This is a genomic window from Micromonospora sp. DT41, from assembly GCF_049841715.1.
In the GTDB taxonomy this organism is placed as follows: domain Bacteria; phylum Actinomycetota; class Actinomycetes; order Mycobacteriales; family Micromonosporaceae; genus Micromonospora; species Micromonospora profundi.
In genome coordinates this window covers 280,754-298,931 of sequence record NZ_JBNCKU010000007.1, presented here as the reverse complement: position 1 = coordinate 298,931, position 18,178 = coordinate 280,754, and the positions used below count along the sequence as shown (strand labels likewise).

Annotated in this window: 18 protein-coding genes and 1 pseudogene; 10 read left to right on the top strand and 9 right to left on the bottom strand. The window is 72.7% G+C overall.

What is annotated here, in order from left to right:
* Positions 1–313: 313 nt before the first annotated feature.
* The 3 genes from ACLQ23_RS16300 to ACLQ23_RS16290 form a co-directional block, all read right to left on the bottom strand.
* On the bottom strand, positions 314–931 hold the full coding sequence (locus tag ACLQ23_RS16300; protein WP_425880777.1) for an alpha/beta family hydrolase: 618 nt from the start codon (positions 929–931) through the stop codon (positions 314–316).
* Between the two features lie 53 nt (positions 932–984).
* Positions 985–1,377 carry a WhiB family transcriptional regulator gene (locus ACLQ23_RS16295; protein ID WP_053660304.1) on the bottom strand — a complete coding sequence of 131 codons (393 nt, stop codon included), beginning with the start codon at positions 1,375–1,377 and terminating at the stop codon, positions 985–987.
* 198 nt (positions 1,378–1,575) lie between these two features.
* Positions 1,576–2,286: an SOS response-associated peptidase gene (locus ACLQ23_RS16290; protein WP_355591010.1), complete on the bottom strand. Its 711-nt coding sequence runs from the start codon at positions 2,284–2,286 to the stop codon at positions 1,576–1,578.
* A gap of 101 nt (positions 2,287–2,387) precedes the next feature.
* Between ACLQ23_RS16290 and aroA the strand changes: the two genes are divergently transcribed.
* The 4 genes and pseudogenes from aroA to ACLQ23_RS16270 all read left to right on the top strand — a co-directional run bounded on the left by aroA (position 2,388) and on the right by ACLQ23_RS16270 (position 6,655).
* The gene (gene aroA, locus ACLQ23_RS16285) at positions 2,388–3,689 is read left to right on the top strand and encodes a 3-phosphoshikimate 1-carboxyvinyltransferase (RefSeq protein WP_355591008.1); all 1,302 of its coding nucleotides are present in this window, start codon (positions 2,388–2,390) and stop codon (positions 3,687–3,689) included.
* A gap of 121 nt (positions 3,690–3,810) precedes the next feature.
* Complete coding sequence (rsgA, locus tag ACLQ23_RS16280; RefSeq protein WP_355591005.1) at positions 3,811–4,821, top strand: ribosome small subunit-dependent GTPase A; 1,011 nt, start codon at positions 3,811–3,813, stop codon at positions 4,819–4,821.
* A 28-nt stretch (positions 4,822–4,849) separates the two neighbouring features.
* Positions 4,850–5,668 (top strand): histidinol-phosphatase, encoded by an 819-nt coding sequence (gene hisN / locus ACLQ23_RS16275; protein ID WP_355591002.1) that lies wholly within the window; start codon positions 4,850–4,852, stop codon positions 5,666–5,668.
* Between the two features lie 59 nt (positions 5,669–5,727).
* Positions 5,728–6,655 (top strand): annotated as a pseudogene (locus tag ACLQ23_RS16270) (hypothetical protein).
* On the opposite strand, the gene ACLQ23_RS16265 reads toward ACLQ23_RS16270, so the two are convergent.
* Entirely contained in the window at positions 6,613–7,812 is a 1,200-nt protein-coding gene (locus ACLQ23_RS16265) for a glycosyltransferase (protein ID WP_355590997.1), read from the bottom strand. The pseudogene ACLQ23_RS16270 and the gene ACLQ23_RS16265 overlap by 43 nt on opposite strands.
* A 227-nt stretch (positions 7,813–8,039) precedes the next feature.
* Here ACLQ23_RS16265 and ACLQ23_RS16260 point away from each other — a divergent pair, with 227 nt between their 5' ends.
* The 3 genes from ACLQ23_RS16260 (at position 8,040) to ACLQ23_RS16250 (ending at position 10,505) form a co-directional block, all read left to right on the top strand.
* Positions 8,040–9,038, top strand: coding sequence for an SDR family oxidoreductase (locus ACLQ23_RS16260; RefSeq protein WP_355590994.1), 999 nt, complete (start codon positions 8,040–8,042; stop codon positions 9,036–9,038).
* Positions 9,038–9,844, top strand: a complete 807-nt coding sequence (locus ACLQ23_RS16255) for an ATP-binding protein (RefSeq protein ID WP_355632278.1) — start codon at positions 9,038–9,040, stop codon at positions 9,842–9,844. Before ACLQ23_RS16260 ends, ACLQ23_RS16255 begins: the two co-directional genes overlap by 1 nt.
* Before the next feature lie 88 nt (positions 9,845–9,932).
* Positions 9,933–10,505 carry a DUF5709 domain-containing protein gene (locus tag ACLQ23_RS16250; RefSeq protein ID WP_355590988.1) on the top strand — a complete coding sequence of 191 codons (573 nt, stop codon included), beginning with the start codon at positions 9,933–9,935 and terminating at the stop codon, positions 10,503–10,505.
* A gap of 6 nt (positions 10,506–10,511) precedes the next feature.
* On the opposite strand, the gene ACLQ23_RS16245 is transcribed toward ACLQ23_RS16250, so the two are convergent.
* Positions 10,512–11,165 (bottom strand): response regulator transcription factor, encoded by a 654-nt coding sequence (locus ACLQ23_RS16245; RefSeq protein WP_355591408.1) that lies wholly within the window; start codon positions 11,163–11,165, stop codon positions 10,512–10,514.
* Positions 11,166–11,179: 14 nt separating this feature from the next.
* The gene (gene macS / locus ACLQ23_RS16240; RefSeq protein ID WP_425734862.1) at positions 11,180–12,319 is read right to left on the bottom strand and encodes a MacS family sensor histidine kinase; all 1,140 of its coding nucleotides are present in this window, start codon (positions 12,317–12,319) and stop codon (positions 11,180–11,182) included.
* 120 nt (positions 12,320–12,439) lie between these two features.
* On the opposite strand from macS, the gene ACLQ23_RS16235 reads away from it, so the two are divergent.
* Complete coding sequence (locus tag ACLQ23_RS16235) at positions 12,440–12,895, top strand: ATP-binding protein (RefSeq protein ID WP_355590978.1); 456 nt, start codon at positions 12,440–12,442, stop codon at positions 12,893–12,895.
* 61 nt (positions 12,896–12,956) lie between these two features.
* Here the strand turns inward: ACLQ23_RS16235 and ACLQ23_RS16230 are convergent, their stop codons facing one another.
* Positions 12,957–13,895, bottom strand: a complete 939-nt coding sequence (locus ACLQ23_RS16230; protein WP_355590975.1) for a ribose-phosphate diphosphokinase — start codon at positions 13,893–13,895, stop codon at positions 12,957–12,959.
* A 77-nt stretch (positions 13,896–13,972) separates the two neighbouring features.
* Here ACLQ23_RS16230 and glpK point away from each other — a divergent pair, with 77 nt between their 5' ends.
* A complete protein-coding gene (glpK, locus tag ACLQ23_RS16225) occupies positions 13,973–15,457 on the top strand; it encodes a glycerol kinase GlpK (RefSeq protein WP_355632275.1) in 1,485 nt (494 codons plus the stop codon).
* Between the two features lie 88 nt (positions 15,458–15,545).
* Here glpK and ACLQ23_RS16220 read toward each other — a convergent pair whose 3' ends face one another.
* A complete protein-coding gene (locus ACLQ23_RS16220; RefSeq protein WP_425734861.1) occupies positions 15,546–16,379 on the bottom strand; it encodes a phosphoribosylaminoimidazolesuccinocarboxamide synthase in 834 nt (277 codons plus the stop codon).
* Between the two features lie 148 nt (positions 16,380–16,527).
* Here ACLQ23_RS16220 and ACLQ23_RS16215 point away from each other — a divergent pair, with 148 nt between their 5' ends.
* Positions 16,528–17,859, top strand: a complete 1,332-nt coding sequence (locus ACLQ23_RS16215) for an ABC transporter substrate-binding protein (RefSeq protein ID WP_355590966.1) — start codon at positions 16,528–16,530, stop codon at positions 17,857–17,859.
* A gap of 43 nt (positions 17,860–17,902) precedes the next feature.
* Here the strand turns inward: ACLQ23_RS16215 and ACLQ23_RS16210 are convergent, their stop codons facing one another.
* Complete coding sequence (locus ACLQ23_RS16210; RefSeq protein WP_355590963.1) at positions 17,903–18,151, bottom strand: hypothetical protein; 249 nt, start codon at positions 18,149–18,151, stop codon at positions 17,903–17,905.
* Positions 18,152–18,178: the final 27 nt, after the last annotated feature.

Here is an 18,178-nt window from a genome sequence, read left to right as displayed (position 1 = left end):
GGTCACCCCCCTCGCAAAAGTCGTCCGGGGGTAGTAACGCGGAAGGGAAGCTGTCGCATTCCATCGTGCTCTCCCGTTCCTGGTCCCGGCCCCGGCGACGGCCGGCGCTGGGACCAGGAAGGGCCTGGGAGGACTGGCGTCGCCCGCTCGAACCGGGCCGGCGGCACCATCGAGAGCAACGAACCGCGCCCGGCACCGGAAACGGCCGACCCCGACCAGCCACGACGAGCCGACGCGCCACGAGCCGAGGCGTCACGGTTCGACGCCCAACGTACCGGCGCGCCACGGAAGCGGCCGGCTCGGCGCCAGCGGGTCAGTCGGCCGTCCAGCCGTGGGCGCGCAGCCAGTCCCGCACGGCGGCAGCGGTGCCGGCAGGGTCCCGCCGCAGGTCGTGCGTCTCACCGGGCCGGGTCACCACCTGCACTACCGGCCCTGGCTCGGGCACCCCGAACGGATCCCGGTCGCCGTTGACCACAAGCGTCGGCAGCCCGGTGTCGAGTTCGGCAGCCCGGGAGCGTTCCGGCCGGCCGGGCGGGTGCAGCGGAAAAGCTAGCGCCAACACTCCAGCCGCACCCACCGCGCGAGCCGTGCGACAGGCCACCCGGGCACCGCTGGACCGACCGCCGACAAGCAGCGTCGGCACGTCGGCGTGACGGTCCCGCACCGCGGCGAGGACGACCGTCCACGCCTCGTCGAGGTGCCCGGCGGGGGCCGGCGCACGCCGGCCGGCGACCCGGTAGGGCTGGGTCACCCGGACCACCACCAGGCCGGCCGAGACCGCCGCGTCGCGCACCGCGAGCAGGTCGGGTGCGTCGACGCTGCCGCCCGCGCCGTGCCCGAGCACCAGCAGGCTGGTGGTCGGGCGGTCCGGCACGTCCGTGTCGATCCGCGCCGGACCGCGTGGGGTGTCGATCTCTTCGCTGGGCAGCACCGACCCATTCTGCGCCGTTCCGACCCGTCACCGGGATCGGAACGCGCCGGTGGTCAGCTCAGCGGCACCAGGGTGAGCAGGCGGTCCCGCACCGGCGGGCCGGCGTCGTCGAGGGCGTCCGGATCCGGCTCGACCTCGCCCCGCCAGGCGACAAGCATCGCCCGCCGTTCGCGGGGCGTGGTGGCACCCCACACCCCGTGGCAGTCACCCACCTCCAGCGCCCACGCCAGGCAGGATCCCTGCACATCGCAGCTGCGACAGAGTGCGACGGCGGCGTCCGCCGGCTCGTTGGGCGCCGGAAAGAACGTCTCCGGATCCACACTCTGGCATGTCCCTCTGGTGCGCCACGCGTCGTCTTGTCGTCGTTCCCGCAAGGCCCGCAGCAGTCGCGGATCCTGTCGCGCCGCGGCCACCTCGTGCGGGCGTGGCATACGCGCCCGTGTCATTCCACCCACCTCCCCCGTGGGACCGGCAAGATCGGTGGATGCCATCCGCCCCGTGCGAATACGACAGCCACTACCGGCGCTGTGTTGTATCGCACTTCTGGTGACCGGGACAAGTGGCTGCCGGGAACCTGACTGAAGAGATGGGCGACGAATCGATCGGAAACCTGGCAAATCGTCGCCTGACGATGTGTGCCGGCCTCAGAACAGAGTCAGCTCCTGGGGCGCCAGCGCCGACGCGACAGGCACCCGGGCGGTCAACCCGGGCCCGTCGTTGCGAACGTCACCCACCGCCGGCCCGACCGGACGGACCTCCAGCGCCCCCAGTTGCTCGGCAGACGGAGGGGTCAGCAGCTGCTCCGGCTCGTCGCCCGACGCCAGCCACGACGACCAACGCTCCGGCGACAGCAGCAGCGGCATCCGGTCATGCACCTCGGCCAACTCGCCGAGCGCCGCGGTGGTCAACACGCTGAAGGTGAGCCGGGAATCAGCCCCGGACTCCCACATCGACCAGATGCCAGCCAGGGCGAGCACCGAGCCGTCGGCGGGGGTCATGTAATACGCCTGCCGCCCGCCCTCCGGCAGGCGTACCCACTCGTACCAGCCGTCGGCCGGGACCAGGCAGCGGCGGCGGGCGAACGCGCGGGCGTACGCCCGGCTGCTGGCCACCGTCTCGGACCGTGCGTTGATCATGCGGGCCGCGCCGGCCGCGGACCGGGACCAGTGCGGCAGAAAACCCCAACGGCCCACGCAGAGACTGCGGTGCCCTTCCGGGGTCATCCGGACCAGCGGCACCGGATCGGTGGGGGCGACATTGTGATCGGGCTGGACCCGGCCCTCGGTGTCGTCGGACGACTCGAACAGCGCGCTCAGCTCACCGGCGCCACGGGTCGTCGCGTACCTGCCGCACATGCGCCAACGCTAGCCTGTCGATGGCCCGCCGGCTGTCCCGCCAACCGGGAGTACGACCGCTGGTCGGTGCCGACGGCCGGTTGACACGGCAGAATGTAACCGTGGGGAATCTGACCGCCACCCGGCCACCGCAGCCGTGGAGCGCACCGACCGCATCCGACCCGGTGGCGGCCACGCTGCGCCTGCCCGGTTCCAAGTCGCTCACCGCGCGGGCCCTGGTGCTCAGCGCGCTGGCCGCCGGCCCGTCGACGCTGGCCGGGCCGTTGCGTGCCCGGGACACCGAGTTGATGGCGGCCGGCCTGCGTGCCATGGGCACGTACGTGTCGATGAGCGACGACGAACGCTGGCTGGTCCGGCCGCACCCGCTGAGCGGGCCGGCACACGTCGACGTGGGGCTGGCCGGCACTGTGATGCGGTTCGTGCCGCCGGTGGCGGGGCTGGCCGACGGGCAGGTCACCTTCGACGGCGACCCGCACGCCCGGACCCGGCCGCTCGGTCCACTCATCGAGGCGCTGCGCTCGCTGGGAGTCCGGATCGACGTCACCGGCACGGGCAGCCTGCCGCTCACCGTGCAGGGCTCCGGTGGGGTCACCGGCGGCGAGGTGGTGATCGACGCGTCCGCGTCCAGCCAGTTGGTTTCCGGTCTGCTGCTGGCCGCACCCCGCTTCGACAGTGGCCTCGTGGTGCGCCACGTCGGCCCGCCGGTGCCCTCCGCGCCGCACCTGCGGATGACGGTGCAGATGCTGCGGGCCGCCGGCGCGGCCGTCGACGACACCACACCCGACGTGTGGACCGTCGAGCCCGGCCCCCTCACCGGGCGCGGCTGGGAGATCGAGCCGGACCTCTCCGGTGCGGTGCCGTTCTTCGCCGCGGCCCTCGTCACCGGCGGTGAGGTCACCCTCCAGGGTTGGCCGCACAACAGCGCGCAGCCGATCGAGCAGCTCCGTTCGCTGCTGCACCAGATGGGTGGCGAGGTAAGCCTCTCCACCGATGGGCTGACCGTCCGGGGCACCGGCGTGGTGCACGGCCTGACCGCCGACCTGTCCGACGTCAGCGAGCTGACCCCCGTGCTCACCGCGCTGGCCATGCTTGCCGACTCGCCGTCGGTCTTCACAGGGGTCGGGCACATCCGCGGCCACGAGACCGACCGCCTCGCCGCCCTGGCACAGGAGTTCGCCGCGCTCGGGGCAGACATCACCGAGGCGCCGGACGGGTTGTCGATCCGGCCCCGGCCGCTGCGCGGTGGCACCTTCCGCACCTACCACGACCACCGGATGGCGCACGCCGCCGCGGTGGCCGGTCTCGCCGTGCCGGGCATCGAGGTCGACGACGTCGGGTGTACCTCCAAGACCATGCCGGAGTTCCCGGCACTATGGTCAGCGATGGTGACCGGCAAGAACTGAGGCGAGAAGAGGACAGGTCCTGGCGACCAGACGGCGGGAGTACGACGAGGACGACGTACGGGTCCGGCCCGGAAAGTCGTCGCGTCCGCGTACGCGCACCCGCCCCCAACACGCTGACGCTGTGGACGGCTTCGTCATCGCCGTCGACAGGGGTCGCTACACCTGCGTGCTTGCCGGTGCCGAGCGCGGCGTGGCCGGTGCCGAGCTGCCCACGATCACCGCGATGAGAGCCCGTGAGCTGGGCCGTAAGTCGGTGGTCGTGGGCGACCGGGTAAGCCTTGTCGGGGACACTTCCGGCACCGAGGGCGCTCTCGCCCGCATCGTCCGGATCGCCGACCGCCGGTCGGTGCTGCGCCGCACCGCCGACGACGACGAGAGCACCGCCGAGGGTCGGCTGGAACGGGTGGTGGTCGCCAACGCCGACCAGTTGGTGATCGTCAGCGCGTTGGCCGACCCGCCGCCGCGTACCGGGTTCATCGACCGCTGCCTGGTGGCCGCCTACGACGCGGACGTCGAGCCGCTGCTCTGCCTCACCAAGGCCGATCTGGCCGGTCCGGAGGAGGTGCTGGGCTACTACGCCGAACTGGAGCTGCCGTACGTGCTCAACCGCCCCGACGCCGACCTGGCGGCGCTGCGCGCGCTCCTCGGCGGCCGGGTGTCGGTGCTGGTCGGGCACTCCGGGGTGGGCAAGTCGACGCTCGTCAACCGGCTCGTCCCGGACGCCGATCGCGCCGTGGGCGTGGTCAGCGCGATCGGCCGCGGCCGGCACACCTCGACGAGCGCTGTGGCGCTGCGGCTGCCCCCGGTGCCCGGCGTGGACACCGACCCGGGCTGGATCATCGACACCCCCGGCATCCGCAGCTTCGGTTTGGCGCACGTCTCCGCCGACAGCCTGCTGCACGGCTTCCCCGACCTGGTCGAGGGCACCGTCGACTGCCCGCCGAACTGCCCCCACAGCACCGACGAGGCCGAGTGCGGGCTGGACGCCTGGGTGGCCGCCGGCAAGGCCGACGCGCGCCGGCTGGCGTCGTACCGCCGGCTGCTCGCCTCCCGCGCCGGTGAGGGCGACTCGCGGGGCGACGCCGACCAGCGCGGGCCCGGCGAGGGCGACCGGCGCGGGCCGGACGAGTGAGCCGCCGGGCATCGGTTAGGTTGCCGGCATGACCGGGTACGCCGACGACCTCGCCCTCGCCCACCTGCTAGCCGACCGGGCCGACGCCGTCGCCACGGCCCGGTTCCGGGCGCTCGACCTCCGTGTGGAGGCCAAGCCGGACCTCACGCCGGTGTCCGACGCGGACACCGCAGTGGAGCGGGAGATCCGCGCCCTGCTGGCCGAGCACCGGCCGGGCGACGGGCTGCTCGGCGAGGAGTACGGCGCGAAGCCGGACACCGACCCCGGCGGCCGCCGGTGGATCGTCGACCCGATCGACGGCACCAAGAACTTCGTCCGTGGCGTGCCCGTGTGGGCCACCCTGATCGCGCTCTACGACGGCGACCAGCCTGCGGTCGGCGTGGTGTCCGCACCGGCGCTGGGCAGGCGCTGGTGGGCCAGCGCGGGCGCGGGCGCGTACGCCGGACCGGGCCCCGCCGCCGGCGAGCGGATCACCGTCTCGGCGGTCGGCCGGATCGACGACGCCAGCTTCTGCTACTCGTCGCTGACCGGGTGGGAACGCGCCGGTCGGCTCGACGCGATGCTCGACGTGATGCGGGCCAGTTGGCGCAGCCGGGCGTACGGAGACTTCTACGGCTACATGCTGCTGGCCGAAGGGGCACTTGACGTGATGGTCGAGCCAGAGTTGTCACTGTGGGACGTGGCGGCCCTGGTGCCGATCATCACCGAGGCGGGTGGCACGGTCACGGATCTGGCGGGTCGACCGGCCCCGGCGGGCGCGCCGGGCACCGAGAGCAGCGTGGTGGCTACCAATGGGTTGCTGCACACCGACATCCTCACTCGACTGGATCGGCCAGCCGAGCGCTGACCCTCGGCAACCTCTATCCTCGCCAGGTGGTCACTTCCGGCTGGTGCTTTCTCGCGGCGATGATCGTCGCGTACGGCTTCGCCAACCTTCTCCAGTCGGTGGCCGCGGCCCGCACAACGGTCCACCACACATTCGATCCGGGCCTGCTGCTGCGCCTCGCCGGGCACCGGACGTACCTGGTCGGGTTGGGCTGCCAGATCGGCGGTTTCGTGCTCGCGTTCCTGGCCCGGCGGGACCTGCCGCTGTTCCTGGTGCAGGCGAGCGTGGCCGCCGGGCTCGGCGTGACCGCCATCCTCGGGGTGCTGGTGCTGAAGTGGCGCCTGCCGCTGGCGGAGGTGGTCCTGCTGGCTCTGCTCTTCGCGGGGATCACCGCGCTGGTGCTGTCGGCCCGACCGGCGCCGTCACGCCAGCTCGGCACCGCCGGCTCCGTCGCGCTGACCGCAGCGCTCGGCGTCATCGCGGTGCTCGGCTTCTTCGCCGTCCGGTTGCACGGCGCTCCCGGCTCGGTGGCTCTCGGCTCACTGGCCGGGCTGGCGTTCTCGTCGGCCGCCGTCGCGGCCCGGCCACTGGCGTCCGCGCCGTCGGCCGCGGGGTTCCTCGCCGACCCGCTGCTCTACCTGCTGATCGCGCACTCGATCGTCGGCCAACTGCTGCTCGGCCTGGCCATGCAGCGCGGCTCGACCACCGCCGCGGTCGCCGCGATGGACGCCGCCGGTGCGGTGCCGGCGGCGATCGTCGGACTGCTGCTGCTCAACGACAAGATCTGGCCGGGCCGGGAATGGTTGGCGGCGGTCGGATTCCTGGTCACCCTGGCCTCGGTGATCGGCCTTACCCGGTACGCCGAACCGCAGCAGCAGCGGTCCGTGCCGCAACGGGGCGGCCGGGCCATGGTCGGCATCGGCCGGCCCGTCTGAGCCGACGCCGACCCTCCTACCCGCCTGGCTTCACGCCTCCACGGGCTTGCGGCGGCTCACCACCCGCTCGTAGAGGCGCTCCAGCGCTCCGGCGGTGCGTTCCCAGGTGTAGCTGCTGCGGACCCGGTCCACTGCGGCGTGCCCGTACGCGAACCGGCCGGCGTTGTCGGTGAGCAGCCGGCGCAGGGACACGCCGAGCGTACGCACGTCACCGGGCGGCACCAGGCGGCCGGTGACCTCGTCGACCACGGCATCGGCAAGGCCGCCCATCGCGTAGCCGACAACCGGTACGCCGCAGGCCATCGCCTCCAGCGAGACACGTCCGGCCGAGGAGTACCGCGGCGTGCAGGCCACCACGTCCGCCGACCGGTACCAGGTGGCCATCTGGTCGTGCGGCACCGCCCCGACCAGACGTACCTGGTCGGCCAGCCCGGCCCGCTCGGCCAGCTCGCTCAGCCGGCGCGCCTCCGCGTGGTTGGCCAGTTGACTCGCCGGCGGTCCACCGGCGATCACCAGCTCGGCGTCGCCGACCAGGCGCATCGCCCGGATCAGGTCGTCCTGGCCGTGACCCGCGGCGAGCCCACCGACGGAGAGGATCCGGGGCCGCTGCTCGCGCGGCGCGGCCTCACCGTCGGGGTGGAACAGCTCGGTGTCCACTCCCGCCGGCACCATCGCCACCGAGCTGCGTTGCAGGCCCATCCGGGTCAGCTCGTCCACCTCGTCGTTGCTCTGGGCGACAGCGATGTCCACCGCGCGGGTCAGCGCCCGCTCCAGCGGAATCCGCTGCCCCGGCCCGTCGTAGTGGCCGCCCAGGTGTCGCAGTTGCTCCACACCAAGTGAGTGGAAGGTCTGCACCACCGGGATGTCGGTCTCGCGGACGGCGTGCGCGGCGGCCAGGCCGCCGATCCAGTAGTGCCCGTGCACCACCTCGGGCCGCCAGGCGCCGCCCCACTCGTCGGCCAGCCAGCGCCCGAACTCCGTCACGTGCGGAATCAGCTCGGCGGTGGCCAGCCGAGTGGGCGGGCCGGTGGGCACCCGGTGCACACGGTAGCCGTCGACGTCCGCCGTGACCGGCAGCTCCGGATCGTCGCGGCGTTCGTAGATCCGGACATCGTGGCCGCGAGCGGCCAGCTCTGCGGCGACCCTCGCGATGTGCTGCTGGGTACCGACCGGCGGGCCGTCGGCGTGCCGGTACGAACTGCTGTGCGCGCAGACGAGGCCGACGCGCATGGGTCACCTCCCTGCGATCTTCTCCTCGGCGGTCCGGTCAGAGCGTCCCATTAACCTGGGGGCGGGGAGCCGAAACCTGGCAGATCGGGAAACACCCCACGTCAACTGCGCCGGCACCTGCGCCACGGCAGTCCCAACAGTCCGCCACGGCGCAGAGAAAACGGCGCCGCGATGATCGTCGGGTGCTCGGTGGAATGAGCCGGGGCAGCCCGGGGTACCGCTCAGAAATGCCGCTGACCCGCAGCCTCGACGATTCGACAATCGTGATCACCGGCGCGTCCAGCGGGATCGGCGCCGCCACCGCATACGCGCTGGCCCGCCGGGGCGCCGCCGTCGTGGTGGCCGCCCGCAGTGAGCCCGCGCTACGACAGGTGGCGCAGCGCTGTCGGGAGCTGGGAGGTCGGGCGTTGGCGGTGCCTACCGACGTGACCGATCTGGAGTCGGTGCTGATGCTCGCCGATCGGGCCGTTGACGAGTTCGGCCACCTCGACGCCTGGGTGAACAACGCCGCCGTGAGCGCTGTGGGCCTGTTCGACGAGATCCCGGTCGCCGAGTTCCGCCGGGTACTGGAGGTCGACCTGCTCGGCGCTGTGCACGGCATCAAGGCCGCCCTGCCGTATCTCAGCGCTGCCGGCGGCGGGGTGCTCGTCAACAACGCGTCGGTGCTCGCCGAGGTGGCGATGCCGTACCAGTCGGCGTACAACACGGCCAAGCACGGCATCCGTGGGCTGGCCGACACCCTCCGACAGGAGCTGCGGGTAACCGGCCGGAGTCAGATATCCGTCTGCACAGTGCTGCCGGCCACCATCGACACCCCGTTCTTCCGGCACGCGGCAAACCACAGCGGCCGCGAGTTGCTGCCACCCCCACCGGTCTACCCGCCGGAGGTGGTCGCCGAGACCATCGTGCGGTTGCTGCGCCGGCCGCGCCGCGAGGCGTACGCCGGCGGTGCCGCCCGGTTGGTGGGCCTCCAGTGGCGGCTCGCGCCGGCACTTGTGGAGCGCACCCTCGGCTGGTACGCCCAGCGCACCCAGTTCGGCCCGGCTGCGCGGCTGGACACCAGCGGCAACGTGTTCCAGCCCGACGGGCAGGCGAGCCGCGACGGTGGTTGGCACGGTCGGCGGCGGCACCTGGTGCGGATGACCGCCGCCTTCGGCCTGGCGGCGGCCGGCACCGCAGTCGGCACGTTGGCGGCGAAGAGCCGCCGATCCCGGTCAGGTCGCTGATGACGGGCATCGACAGGCCGGACACGCCGTACCTCGGCGTGCCGAGCGGCGGCGCGACGCCCGCCGGCACGCGCTGCCTCGTGGAGGTCGACGATTCGTCTGCGGTGGTGCGGTTGAGCGGCGTGCTCGACCCGGCCGCCGCCGACACGGTCCGCGACGCGCTGCTCGCGCGGCTCTGTGACCGGCCGGGCCCGATCGTCGCCGACGTGACCGGGTTGCGGGTCGACGAACCTCCAGGGTGGGGTGTCTTCGCCCAGGTCCGCCGGGAGGTCGCCGACTGGCCCGCAGCGGACCTGCTGCTCTGCGACCCGGCGGTCTCCGCGCCAGGTAGCGCCGACACCACGTTCGCCGGTGTCCCGGCCTGGCCCACCCTGGACGGCGCGCTGGCCGCGCTCGCCGCTACGCCACTGGCGGCGGTGCTGACCGTCGACCTGCCTCCCACCGTGGAGGCCGCCCGGCAGGCTCGCGAGTTGGTCGCCACCGGCTGCCGGAACTGGGGCATGCCGACGTTGACCGAGCCGGCCCAGATCGCGGTCACCGAGATGGTCAACAATGTGGTGGTGCACGCCCGGACGGCGATGAACGTCCGGGTTGCGCCGTACGACAACACACTGCAACTGTCGGTCCGTGACCACTCCCCGCGCTGGCCGACGTTCGCCGGGGTGTCCCCGCCGACGCGCGCGGGCGGTCGGGGCCTCCTGTTGATCGACACGATGGCCCGTCGCTGGGGCACCAGCGTGGTGCCGGACGGCAAGGTCATCTGGTGCGTGCTGCACCCGGACGACGAGGCCACGGCGCTCGGCTGACGACGGTTCCGCCCTCGCTGGCCGGTTCACTCCCGCATGACCGGCCGTGCTCCGGTTACGGCGGGAGGGCAGCGGGTAGTGATCAGACATGCGCGACAACGAGTACCCGACCCCCGTGTCCGACACCGAGGCGGAGGGGCTGCCCGACACCGCCGACGACGACTCGACCGCCAACGACGACGTCCTCACCGGGCGCGAGGCGGACGGCCCGGAGCCGGCCCAGCTTCCCGGCGACCGGACCCCGGTGGCGGTGGACCGCTTCGGGACCACCGCCGACGAGCAGCTCGACGGCGAGTCGCTGGACTACAAGCTCCAGCGGGAGAGCTTCGAGCGCCCGGTGGACGACCCGCTGGCCGGCCCGGTCGACCCGAAGATCGCCCTTGAGGCGGACAACGAGGCGGCCGCCGCGGAAGCCCAACTGGACGCCGACGTGATGGACCCGGGCCCCACCTCGGACCCGAAATCGCCGGTCTCCCTCTACGACCACGGCCAGCTCGGCACTGTCGCCGACGCCACTGTGGGTCGGCTGGTGCAACCGGACGAGGGGGCGCACACCGGCCAGGAGACCGACTCCGTGGCGTACGACGCCGGGTCGGCCGGTGGCGGGGCGACAGCCGAGGAGCTGGCCATCCACGAGACCGAACCGCCGCGTTCGGTCTGAGCGGGCTCAGCCGTCCAGGCCCCGCTCGATGGCGTAGCGGGTCAGCTCGACCCGGTTGTGCAGTTGCAGCTTGCCCAGCGTGTTCTGCACGTGGTTCTGGACGGTGCGGTGGGACAGGCCGAGCCGCTGCGCGATCTGCTTGTACGACATCCCCTTGGCCACCAGGCGCAGCACCTCGGTCTCCCGGTCGGTGAGCCGGGGTGCGCCGGGGTCCGCGTCTCCGGCCGGCCCGGCCCCCGGCCCCGGCCCGGTCGCCAGCCTGCGGTACTCCCCCAGGACCAGCCCGGCCAGGCCGGGTGTGAAGACCGGATCACCGGCGGCGGTACGGCGCACCGCGTCGAGGAACTCGGCGGGTGCCGTCGACTTCACCAGGTAGCCGGTGGCGCCCGCCTTGACCGCGTCGAGCACTGACTGCTCCTCGCCGCTGGCGCTGAGCATCAGGACCCGCACCTGAGGGAGCGCGGCGCGCAGCCCGAGGACCACCTCGACACCGGAGATGTCCGGTAGTTGCAGGTCGAGGACGACGACGTCGGGCCGGGCGGCGGCGGCCACCCGGATCGCCTGCCGTCCCTCGCCGCTGGTGGCCACCACAAGGAACCCGGCCTCGGTGAGATCGCGGGCCACGCCCTCCCGCCACATCGGATGGTCGTCGACGACCATCACCCGCAGGGCGCTCACCGTCCGGCCCTCGGCACTGTCAGCTCGATCTCGGTGCCAGCCTCGGGGGCCGAGATGATCCTCACCGTCCCGCCGAGGTCGGCCACCCGGCCCTGGATCGACTGGCTCACTCCGAGCCGCCCCTGCGCGGCGGCCTCGTCCAGTCGGCCGTCCGGGATGCCAGGCCCCTCGTCACGGATCGACACTGTCACTGTCTCCCCCTCGTCCTCGACAAGCACCCAGGCCCGCCCACCGGCGTGGCGTCCCACGTTGTCCAGGGCCGCGCCCGTCGCCGCGGCGACCTCCCGGGCCACCTGCCGGGGCAGGGGTACCGGGGTCGCGGGCGCGGACAGCGACACCGCCGTGGAGGCGTACCGGCCGAGCAGAGCACGAAGGTCGACCGCGTCCGTGTCGGGCCCGTCCGGCCCGACGGTACCGACCGGGGCGCTGCCGGCGATAAGCGCCCGTAGCGCGGCTTCCTGCTCGCCGGCCAGCCGGGCAAGCTCACCGGCCTCGCCGGGCAGGTCCGCGCCACGCCGCTGCACCAGCGCCAGCACCTGGAGCACCGAGTCGTGGATGCCCCGGGCCAGCCGTTCCCGCTCCCGGGTGGCCGCCTCCAACTCCACGGCGCGTTGCAGGCGCTCCTCGGCGTCGGCGGCGAGGCGCGCCACGTGCCCGACCACCAGGCCGGCGAGCAGCATGAGGATCACCCCGGTGAACGAGGACTGGCCGATCCGCTCACGGGTGGCCAGGTCCGCGCCGGCGACGAGCAGCGCAGCCACGGTGCCCCGCCGCCGGCCACCGGAGACGGCCCAGGCCAGCACCGGGCCGGCCATCCAGGCAACCCCAAGGGTGGGTACGCCGTTGGCGAGCGCCTCCCGCCCGACGGCCCACGGGGTGGACAGCACGACGGCCATGACCACCACGAGGTCGGCCAGCAGCAGCGGCCAGCGGCGCCAGCCCGGTCGGGCGTACGCGACGCTTGTCGCCGCGGTCCAGGCGATCATCACCAGGATCAGGGCACCGACCGCGATCGGGTGGGCGTACCTGTCGGCGTCGCGCACCGCGAGCGCGCAGACGTACGCCAGGGAGGCCAGCCGGAACACCGTGAGCGCCCGCCAGAGCGGCACCTCGAATCCACGCGGCGGCGACGGCATGGCGGTCAGGATGCCACAGCCGCGCCGACGCCGCGAAAGGCAGAGAGTGCGGGCCGAGAAACCCTGACGTACGGTTGAAAAGCCGCGAAACACACCGGTGTCCGCCGTCGGAACGGGGCCATGATGAACGCAGATCCGCACGCACCGCGTACGGTTGTGCCCATCGACCCAGCCCTCCTGATCGCCGAGGCCTTCGACAAGGCCCAGGTGACCGAGATTCGACACTCGGTCGCCTCCTGCGCGCATGCCTCCGGCCTCGGAGGCCAACGGCTGGACGACTTCGTGCTCGCGGTCAACGAGTTGATCACCAACGCGGTGCGGCACGGCGGCGGGCGCGGGTGGCTGCGACTCTGGCAGGAGCCGGGAGTGTTGGTCTGCGAGGTCGCCGACCACGGACGCGGCATCAGCCCGCAACGGCTGGGCGACCGCCGCCGGCCGGCCCCGGACACCGCCGGCGGCTGGGGTCTGTGGCTGGCCCGGGAGCTGACCGACGCCATGGAGATCGCCACCAGCGGCGCCGGGACCACGGTACGCATCACCGCCGGCCTCACCGCCTCCGACCACACCCCGCGCTGACCTCGGGCCTCCCACGGCCAGCGAGGCCAGCGGCGGGCAGTGGCAACCGCTTGCGGCCGGATCAGGCGAAGAGGGCGGAGACCGACTCCCCGTTGTGGATCCGGCGCATCGCCTCGGCCAGGGCGGGAGCCACCGACAGGACCTGGAGTTCGGGGACCCGCTTGGCGGCCGGGATGGGAACGGTGTTCGTGCAGACGATCTCCAGGACGCCGTCCTGGTCGCTGAGCCGCCGCAACGCGTCAGCGGAGAAGAGACCGTGCGTGCAGGCCAGCCGGATCGAACGCACCTTCAGGCCGCGCAGGTGCTCCATCAACTCGATGACGGTGCTGCCCTTGGCGATCTCGTCGTCCAGCACGATGACGTCACGGTCGGCCACCTCGCCGATCACCGCGCTGATCTTCACAAGGTCGTCGCTGAACCGCTGCTTCGCCCCGGCCGCGACCGGCGTGCCGAGCAGCCGGGCGAAAGCCGCCGCCTCCTTGGCGTTGCCGAGGTCCGGCGAGACCACCACCGTGTTGCTGAGGTCGTAGCGCCGGAAGTGGGTGGCCAACTCCCGCAGCGCGTGGAGATGGTCCACGGGGACGCTGAAGAAGCCGTGCACCTGCGGCGAGTGCAGGGTCATCGCGAGCACCCGGTCCGCGCCGGCCGAGGTGAGCAGGTCGGCGACGAGCCGGGCACCGATGGAGATCCGTGGCGCGTCCTTCTTGTCCGAGCGGGCGTACGCGTAGTGCGGCAGCACCACTGTGATCCGGCCGGCGGACGCGCCCCGGGCGGCGTCGATCATCAGCAGCAGCTCGACCAGGTTCTCCTGCACCGGAGGCACCAGCGGTTGGATCAGGAAGACGTCACGCTCGCGGCAGTTGGCCTGCAACTGCACTTCCAGGCAGTCGTTTGCGAACCGGGAGACGCGCACCGGATGCAGCGGCACCCCCAGGTGAGCGCAGATCTCGGCGGCGAGGTCGGGATGGGCGGTTCCACTGAAAACGGCGATGTCACGCACGTTCGCACATCGTAGGCGACGCGTAGGCCCACGTGACGCCGGTCGCACCGTGCCACCGCTTTGGGTACGGTGCTGCGGTGACCCCCGAGTACGTCGCCGCCATCGACCAGGGCACCACCTCCTCGCGGTGCATCGTCTTCGACTCCGCCGGGGAGATCGTCGCCGTGGCCCAGCGCGAGCACCGGCAGATCTTCCCCCGGCCGGGCTGGGTGGAGCACGACGCCGAGGAGATCTGGGACAACGTCCAGCAGGTGGTCTCCGAGGCGCTGCGGTCCGCCGGCACGGACGCGGCAGGGCTGGCCGCCGTGGGCATCACCAACCAGCGGGAGACGACACTGGTCTGGGACCGGGCCACCGGCCGTCCGGTGGCCAACGCCATCGTCTGGCAGGACACCCGCACCGGGCCGCTGCTGCGCGAGCTGGCCTCGGCGTACGGCGAGGAGCGGTTCCGGTCCCGCACCGGCCTGCCGCTTGCCACCTACTTCGCCGGCCCCAAGTTGCGCTGGCTGCTCGACGAGGTCGACGGCCTGCGCGAACGCGCCGAGCGCGGCGAGGTGCTGTTCGGCACCATGGACAGCTGGCTGATCTGGAAACTGACAGGCGAGCACGTCACCGACGTGACGAACGCCAGCCGGACCATGCTCATGGACCTCACGACGCTCGACTGGGACCCGGAACTGCTGGACGCCATGGGCGTGCCTGCGGCGATGCTCCCGGAGATCCGCTGCTCCTCCGAGGTGTACGGCACGGCCACCGGCGTACTCGCCGGGGTGCCGGTGGCGAGCGCGCTGGGCGACCAGCAGGCCGCGCTGTTCGGTCAGACGTGCTTCCAGCCGGGCGAGGCGAAGTGCACCTACGGCACCGGCAGCTTCCTGCTGCTCAACACCGGGGCCACACCTGTTCCGTCGACGCACGGCCTGCTCACCACCGTCGCCTACCAGATCAAGGGCCAACCGCCGGCGTACGCCCTCGAAGGCGCCATCGCCGTCACCGGGTCGCTCGTGCAGTGGCTGCGTGACAACCTCGGCCTGATCTCCACAGCCGCCGAGGTGGAGGAGTTGGCCCGCACCGTGGACGACAACGGCGGCTGCTACGTGGTGCCGGCGTTCTCCGGGCTCTTCGCACCGCACTGGCGCAGCGACGCCCGCGGTGTGATCGCCGGCCTGACCGGCTACATCACGAAGGGGCACCTGGCGCGGGCGGTGCTTGAGGCGTCGGCGTGGCAGACCCGCGAGGTGGTCGACGCGATGGACGCCGACTCCGACGTGGCCCTGCGCCGGCTCAGGGTGGACGGCGGCATGACCGCGAACGCCCTGCTCATGCAGTTCCTCGCCGATGTGCTCGACGTCCCGGTGATCCGGTCCCGGATCACCGAGACCACCTGCCTGGGCGCGGCGTACGCGGCCGGCCTGGCGGTCGGCTTCTGGCCCGACCTGGCCACGTTGCGCGCGCAGTGGCGCTCCGACGCGCAGTGGGAGTCGACCATGGCGGCGGAGCTACGCGACAGGGAGCTGCACAACTGGCGCAAGGCGGTGCAGCGCACCCTCGACTGGGTGGAGTGACGCAGGCCCGCTGCCGGACGCCCGACCGTCCCGGCCAGGCACCTACGTGCGCAGCACGGTGGTGACCCGGCGGATCGCTGGCGCCGGCTCAGCTCCAGCGGTTGCCGGTGAGCTTCTCGTACACCTCGACGTAGCGGGCGCGGGTCGCCTCGACGACCTCGGCGGGCACGTCCGGTGCCGGCGCCTGCTTGTTCCATCCGCTGCCGGTGGCCCAGTCCCGCACGTACTGCTTGTCGTAGGAGAACTGCACCCGGCCCGGCTGGTACGACTCGGCGGGCCAGAAGCGCGACGAGTCGGAGGTGAGCAACTCGTCGGCGAGGACAAGTGTGCCGTCCGGCGCCCAGCCCAGCTCGATCTTGGTGTCGGCGATCAGAATGCCCCGGTCGGCGGCCAGTTCGGCACCGCGCCGGTAGACGTCGATGGTGATCTGCCGCAGCCGCTCGGCGGTGGCCTGGCCCACCTTGTCCACCACGTCGTCGAACGTGATCGGCTCGTCGTGCTCGCCCATCGGCGCCTTGGTCGACGGCGTGAAGATCGGCTCGGGCAGGATCGACGCCTCACCGAGCCCCCGAGGCAGCGGCACACCGGAGACCGAACCGGTGCGCTCGTACTCCCGTAGGCCGCCGCCGGTGAGGTAACCCCGGGCGACGCACTCGACCGGGACCATGTCCAGCCGCTGGCAGCGGATGGCCCGGCCGGCGAACTCGGCCGGCACGTCGGTGGCGGAGATGACGTGGTTCGGCACGAGGTCGGCGAGCTGCTCGAACCACCAGAGCGAGAGCGCGGTGAGTAGTCGACCCTTGTCCGGGATCGGCGTCGGCAACGCCACGTCGTAGATCGAGATGCGGTCCGAGGCGACCAGGATCAGGTCGTCGCCGTCGGCGTAGACGTCCCGGACCTTGCCCGAGTGCAGAAGTTCCACGCGCCCTAGTACACCACGCGGCAGCGGCGATCCGGCTTCGGCCACCCGCGCGGGGGCCGACCACCAGGGATGACCGGATGGACGTTGACACCCTTGTGCGCCGCCTGCGTGAATGGTCCGACCCCGCCCGCAGGTGCCAGGAGACCCCGTGCCCGTTGTTCGACAGCCGATCGACCGCCTCCGCGCGGACCCGGGCCGGCGCCGTCTGCTCAGCGCGCTGCTCGGCGCTCCCCTGCTGGTCACCGGCGGGCTGGCCGGGTGCACCGACGAATCCACCACGTCGGCCGAGGACGGGCCTGTCGAGCTGTCGGTCTTCTGGTGGGGCGGGCAGAAGCGGGCCGAGTTGACCGAGAAGGCTCTGCGGCTCTACTCGGAGCGCAACCCCCGGGTCACCTTCCGCGTCACCTGGCAGGGCGCCGACGGCTACTACGACCGGCTGGCCACGCAGGCCGCCGGCGGCAACATTCCGGATCTGATCCAGGTCGACGACGCCGTGCTTGCCGAGTACGCCGAGCGCGAGATCGTTCTCGACCTCACCGACAGCGTCGCCGACCGCCGGCTGGACCTGGGCGGTCTGCCGGACGGTCTCGTCCGCTCCGGCACCGTGGACGGCCGGACGATGGGGGTGGCCGCCGGGCAGACCCTCGGGGCCGTGGTCTTCAACCGTGACCTGCTGCGCGAGCTGCGGGTGCCCGAGCCGCGCGGTGGAATGTCCTGGGCGGACTACATCGCCTGGGCCACAGGGGTCACCGAGGCCAGTGACGGCCAGGTGGCCGGTACGGTCGACGCGTCCGGTGACTACCGCGCCCTCTGGTTGTGGCTGCGCTCGCAGGGCGGCGAGTTCTATCGGGGACGCCAGATGGGCTTCGGCGCCGACGAGCTGATCGCCTGGTTCGAACTGTGGCAGCGGGCACGGTCCACGAGGGCCACGCCGGGCGCGGCCCTCGTGGAGCAGTCCGACAGCGGAGAGCCTGCCCGGCAGCTGGTGGTCACCGGGTTGACCGCCGCGTCCTTCGCCTGGTCCCACCAGCTACCGGACCTGCAACGGCTCACCGATGCGGAGCTGGGAGTGGTGGGCATCCCCGGCCCCCCGGGCTCGCAGTGGGCGAGGGCGTCGATGTACTGGTCCGCGTTCCGCGGCACCCGCCACCCGGACACCGTCATCGACGTGATCAATTTCCTGACCACGAACGGCGAGGCCGGCACGGTTCTCGGCCACGAACGCGGCCTCAACGCCAGTATCCCCGTGCGCCGGTACACCGAGGGCAGCATCACCGACCCGGCTCAGCAGCGCGCCGCCGCGTTCGGCGCCAGCATCGCCGACCAGCTCGGGCCGGCGCCCGCGCCGCCGCCGATGGGCCACGCGAAGGTGCGGTCGCTGCTTGTCACCGCCGCGGAGAGCATCCGCGGCGGGCGGGCCGGCACGCGCGCGGCCACCTCACGCTTCCTCTCCCTGGCCAACGCCGCACTGGCGGCGTGACCGCCGGGCGGCTGCGCAGCCGCCCGGCGTCGAGCTGACGGGGTCAGCGCGGCGGGCCGCCACGGCGACCGCGCATCAGGCGCAGCAGCAGGAACACGATGATCGCCACCACCACGAGGCAGCAGAGCAGGCCGATGAAGCCGAAGCCGCCTCGGGACCGCCGCCGAGCGGCCTCCACCACCATCTCGCCGGTGCCTGTGGACGCCCAGGCCGCGACGGGCACGAACACCGTCAGCACGACCGTACCGAGGACCGCGCCGAGCCGGCCCCACCACCTACCGAAGGAAGACATGCGCCCATCCTCGCCGAAGGGTGCAAC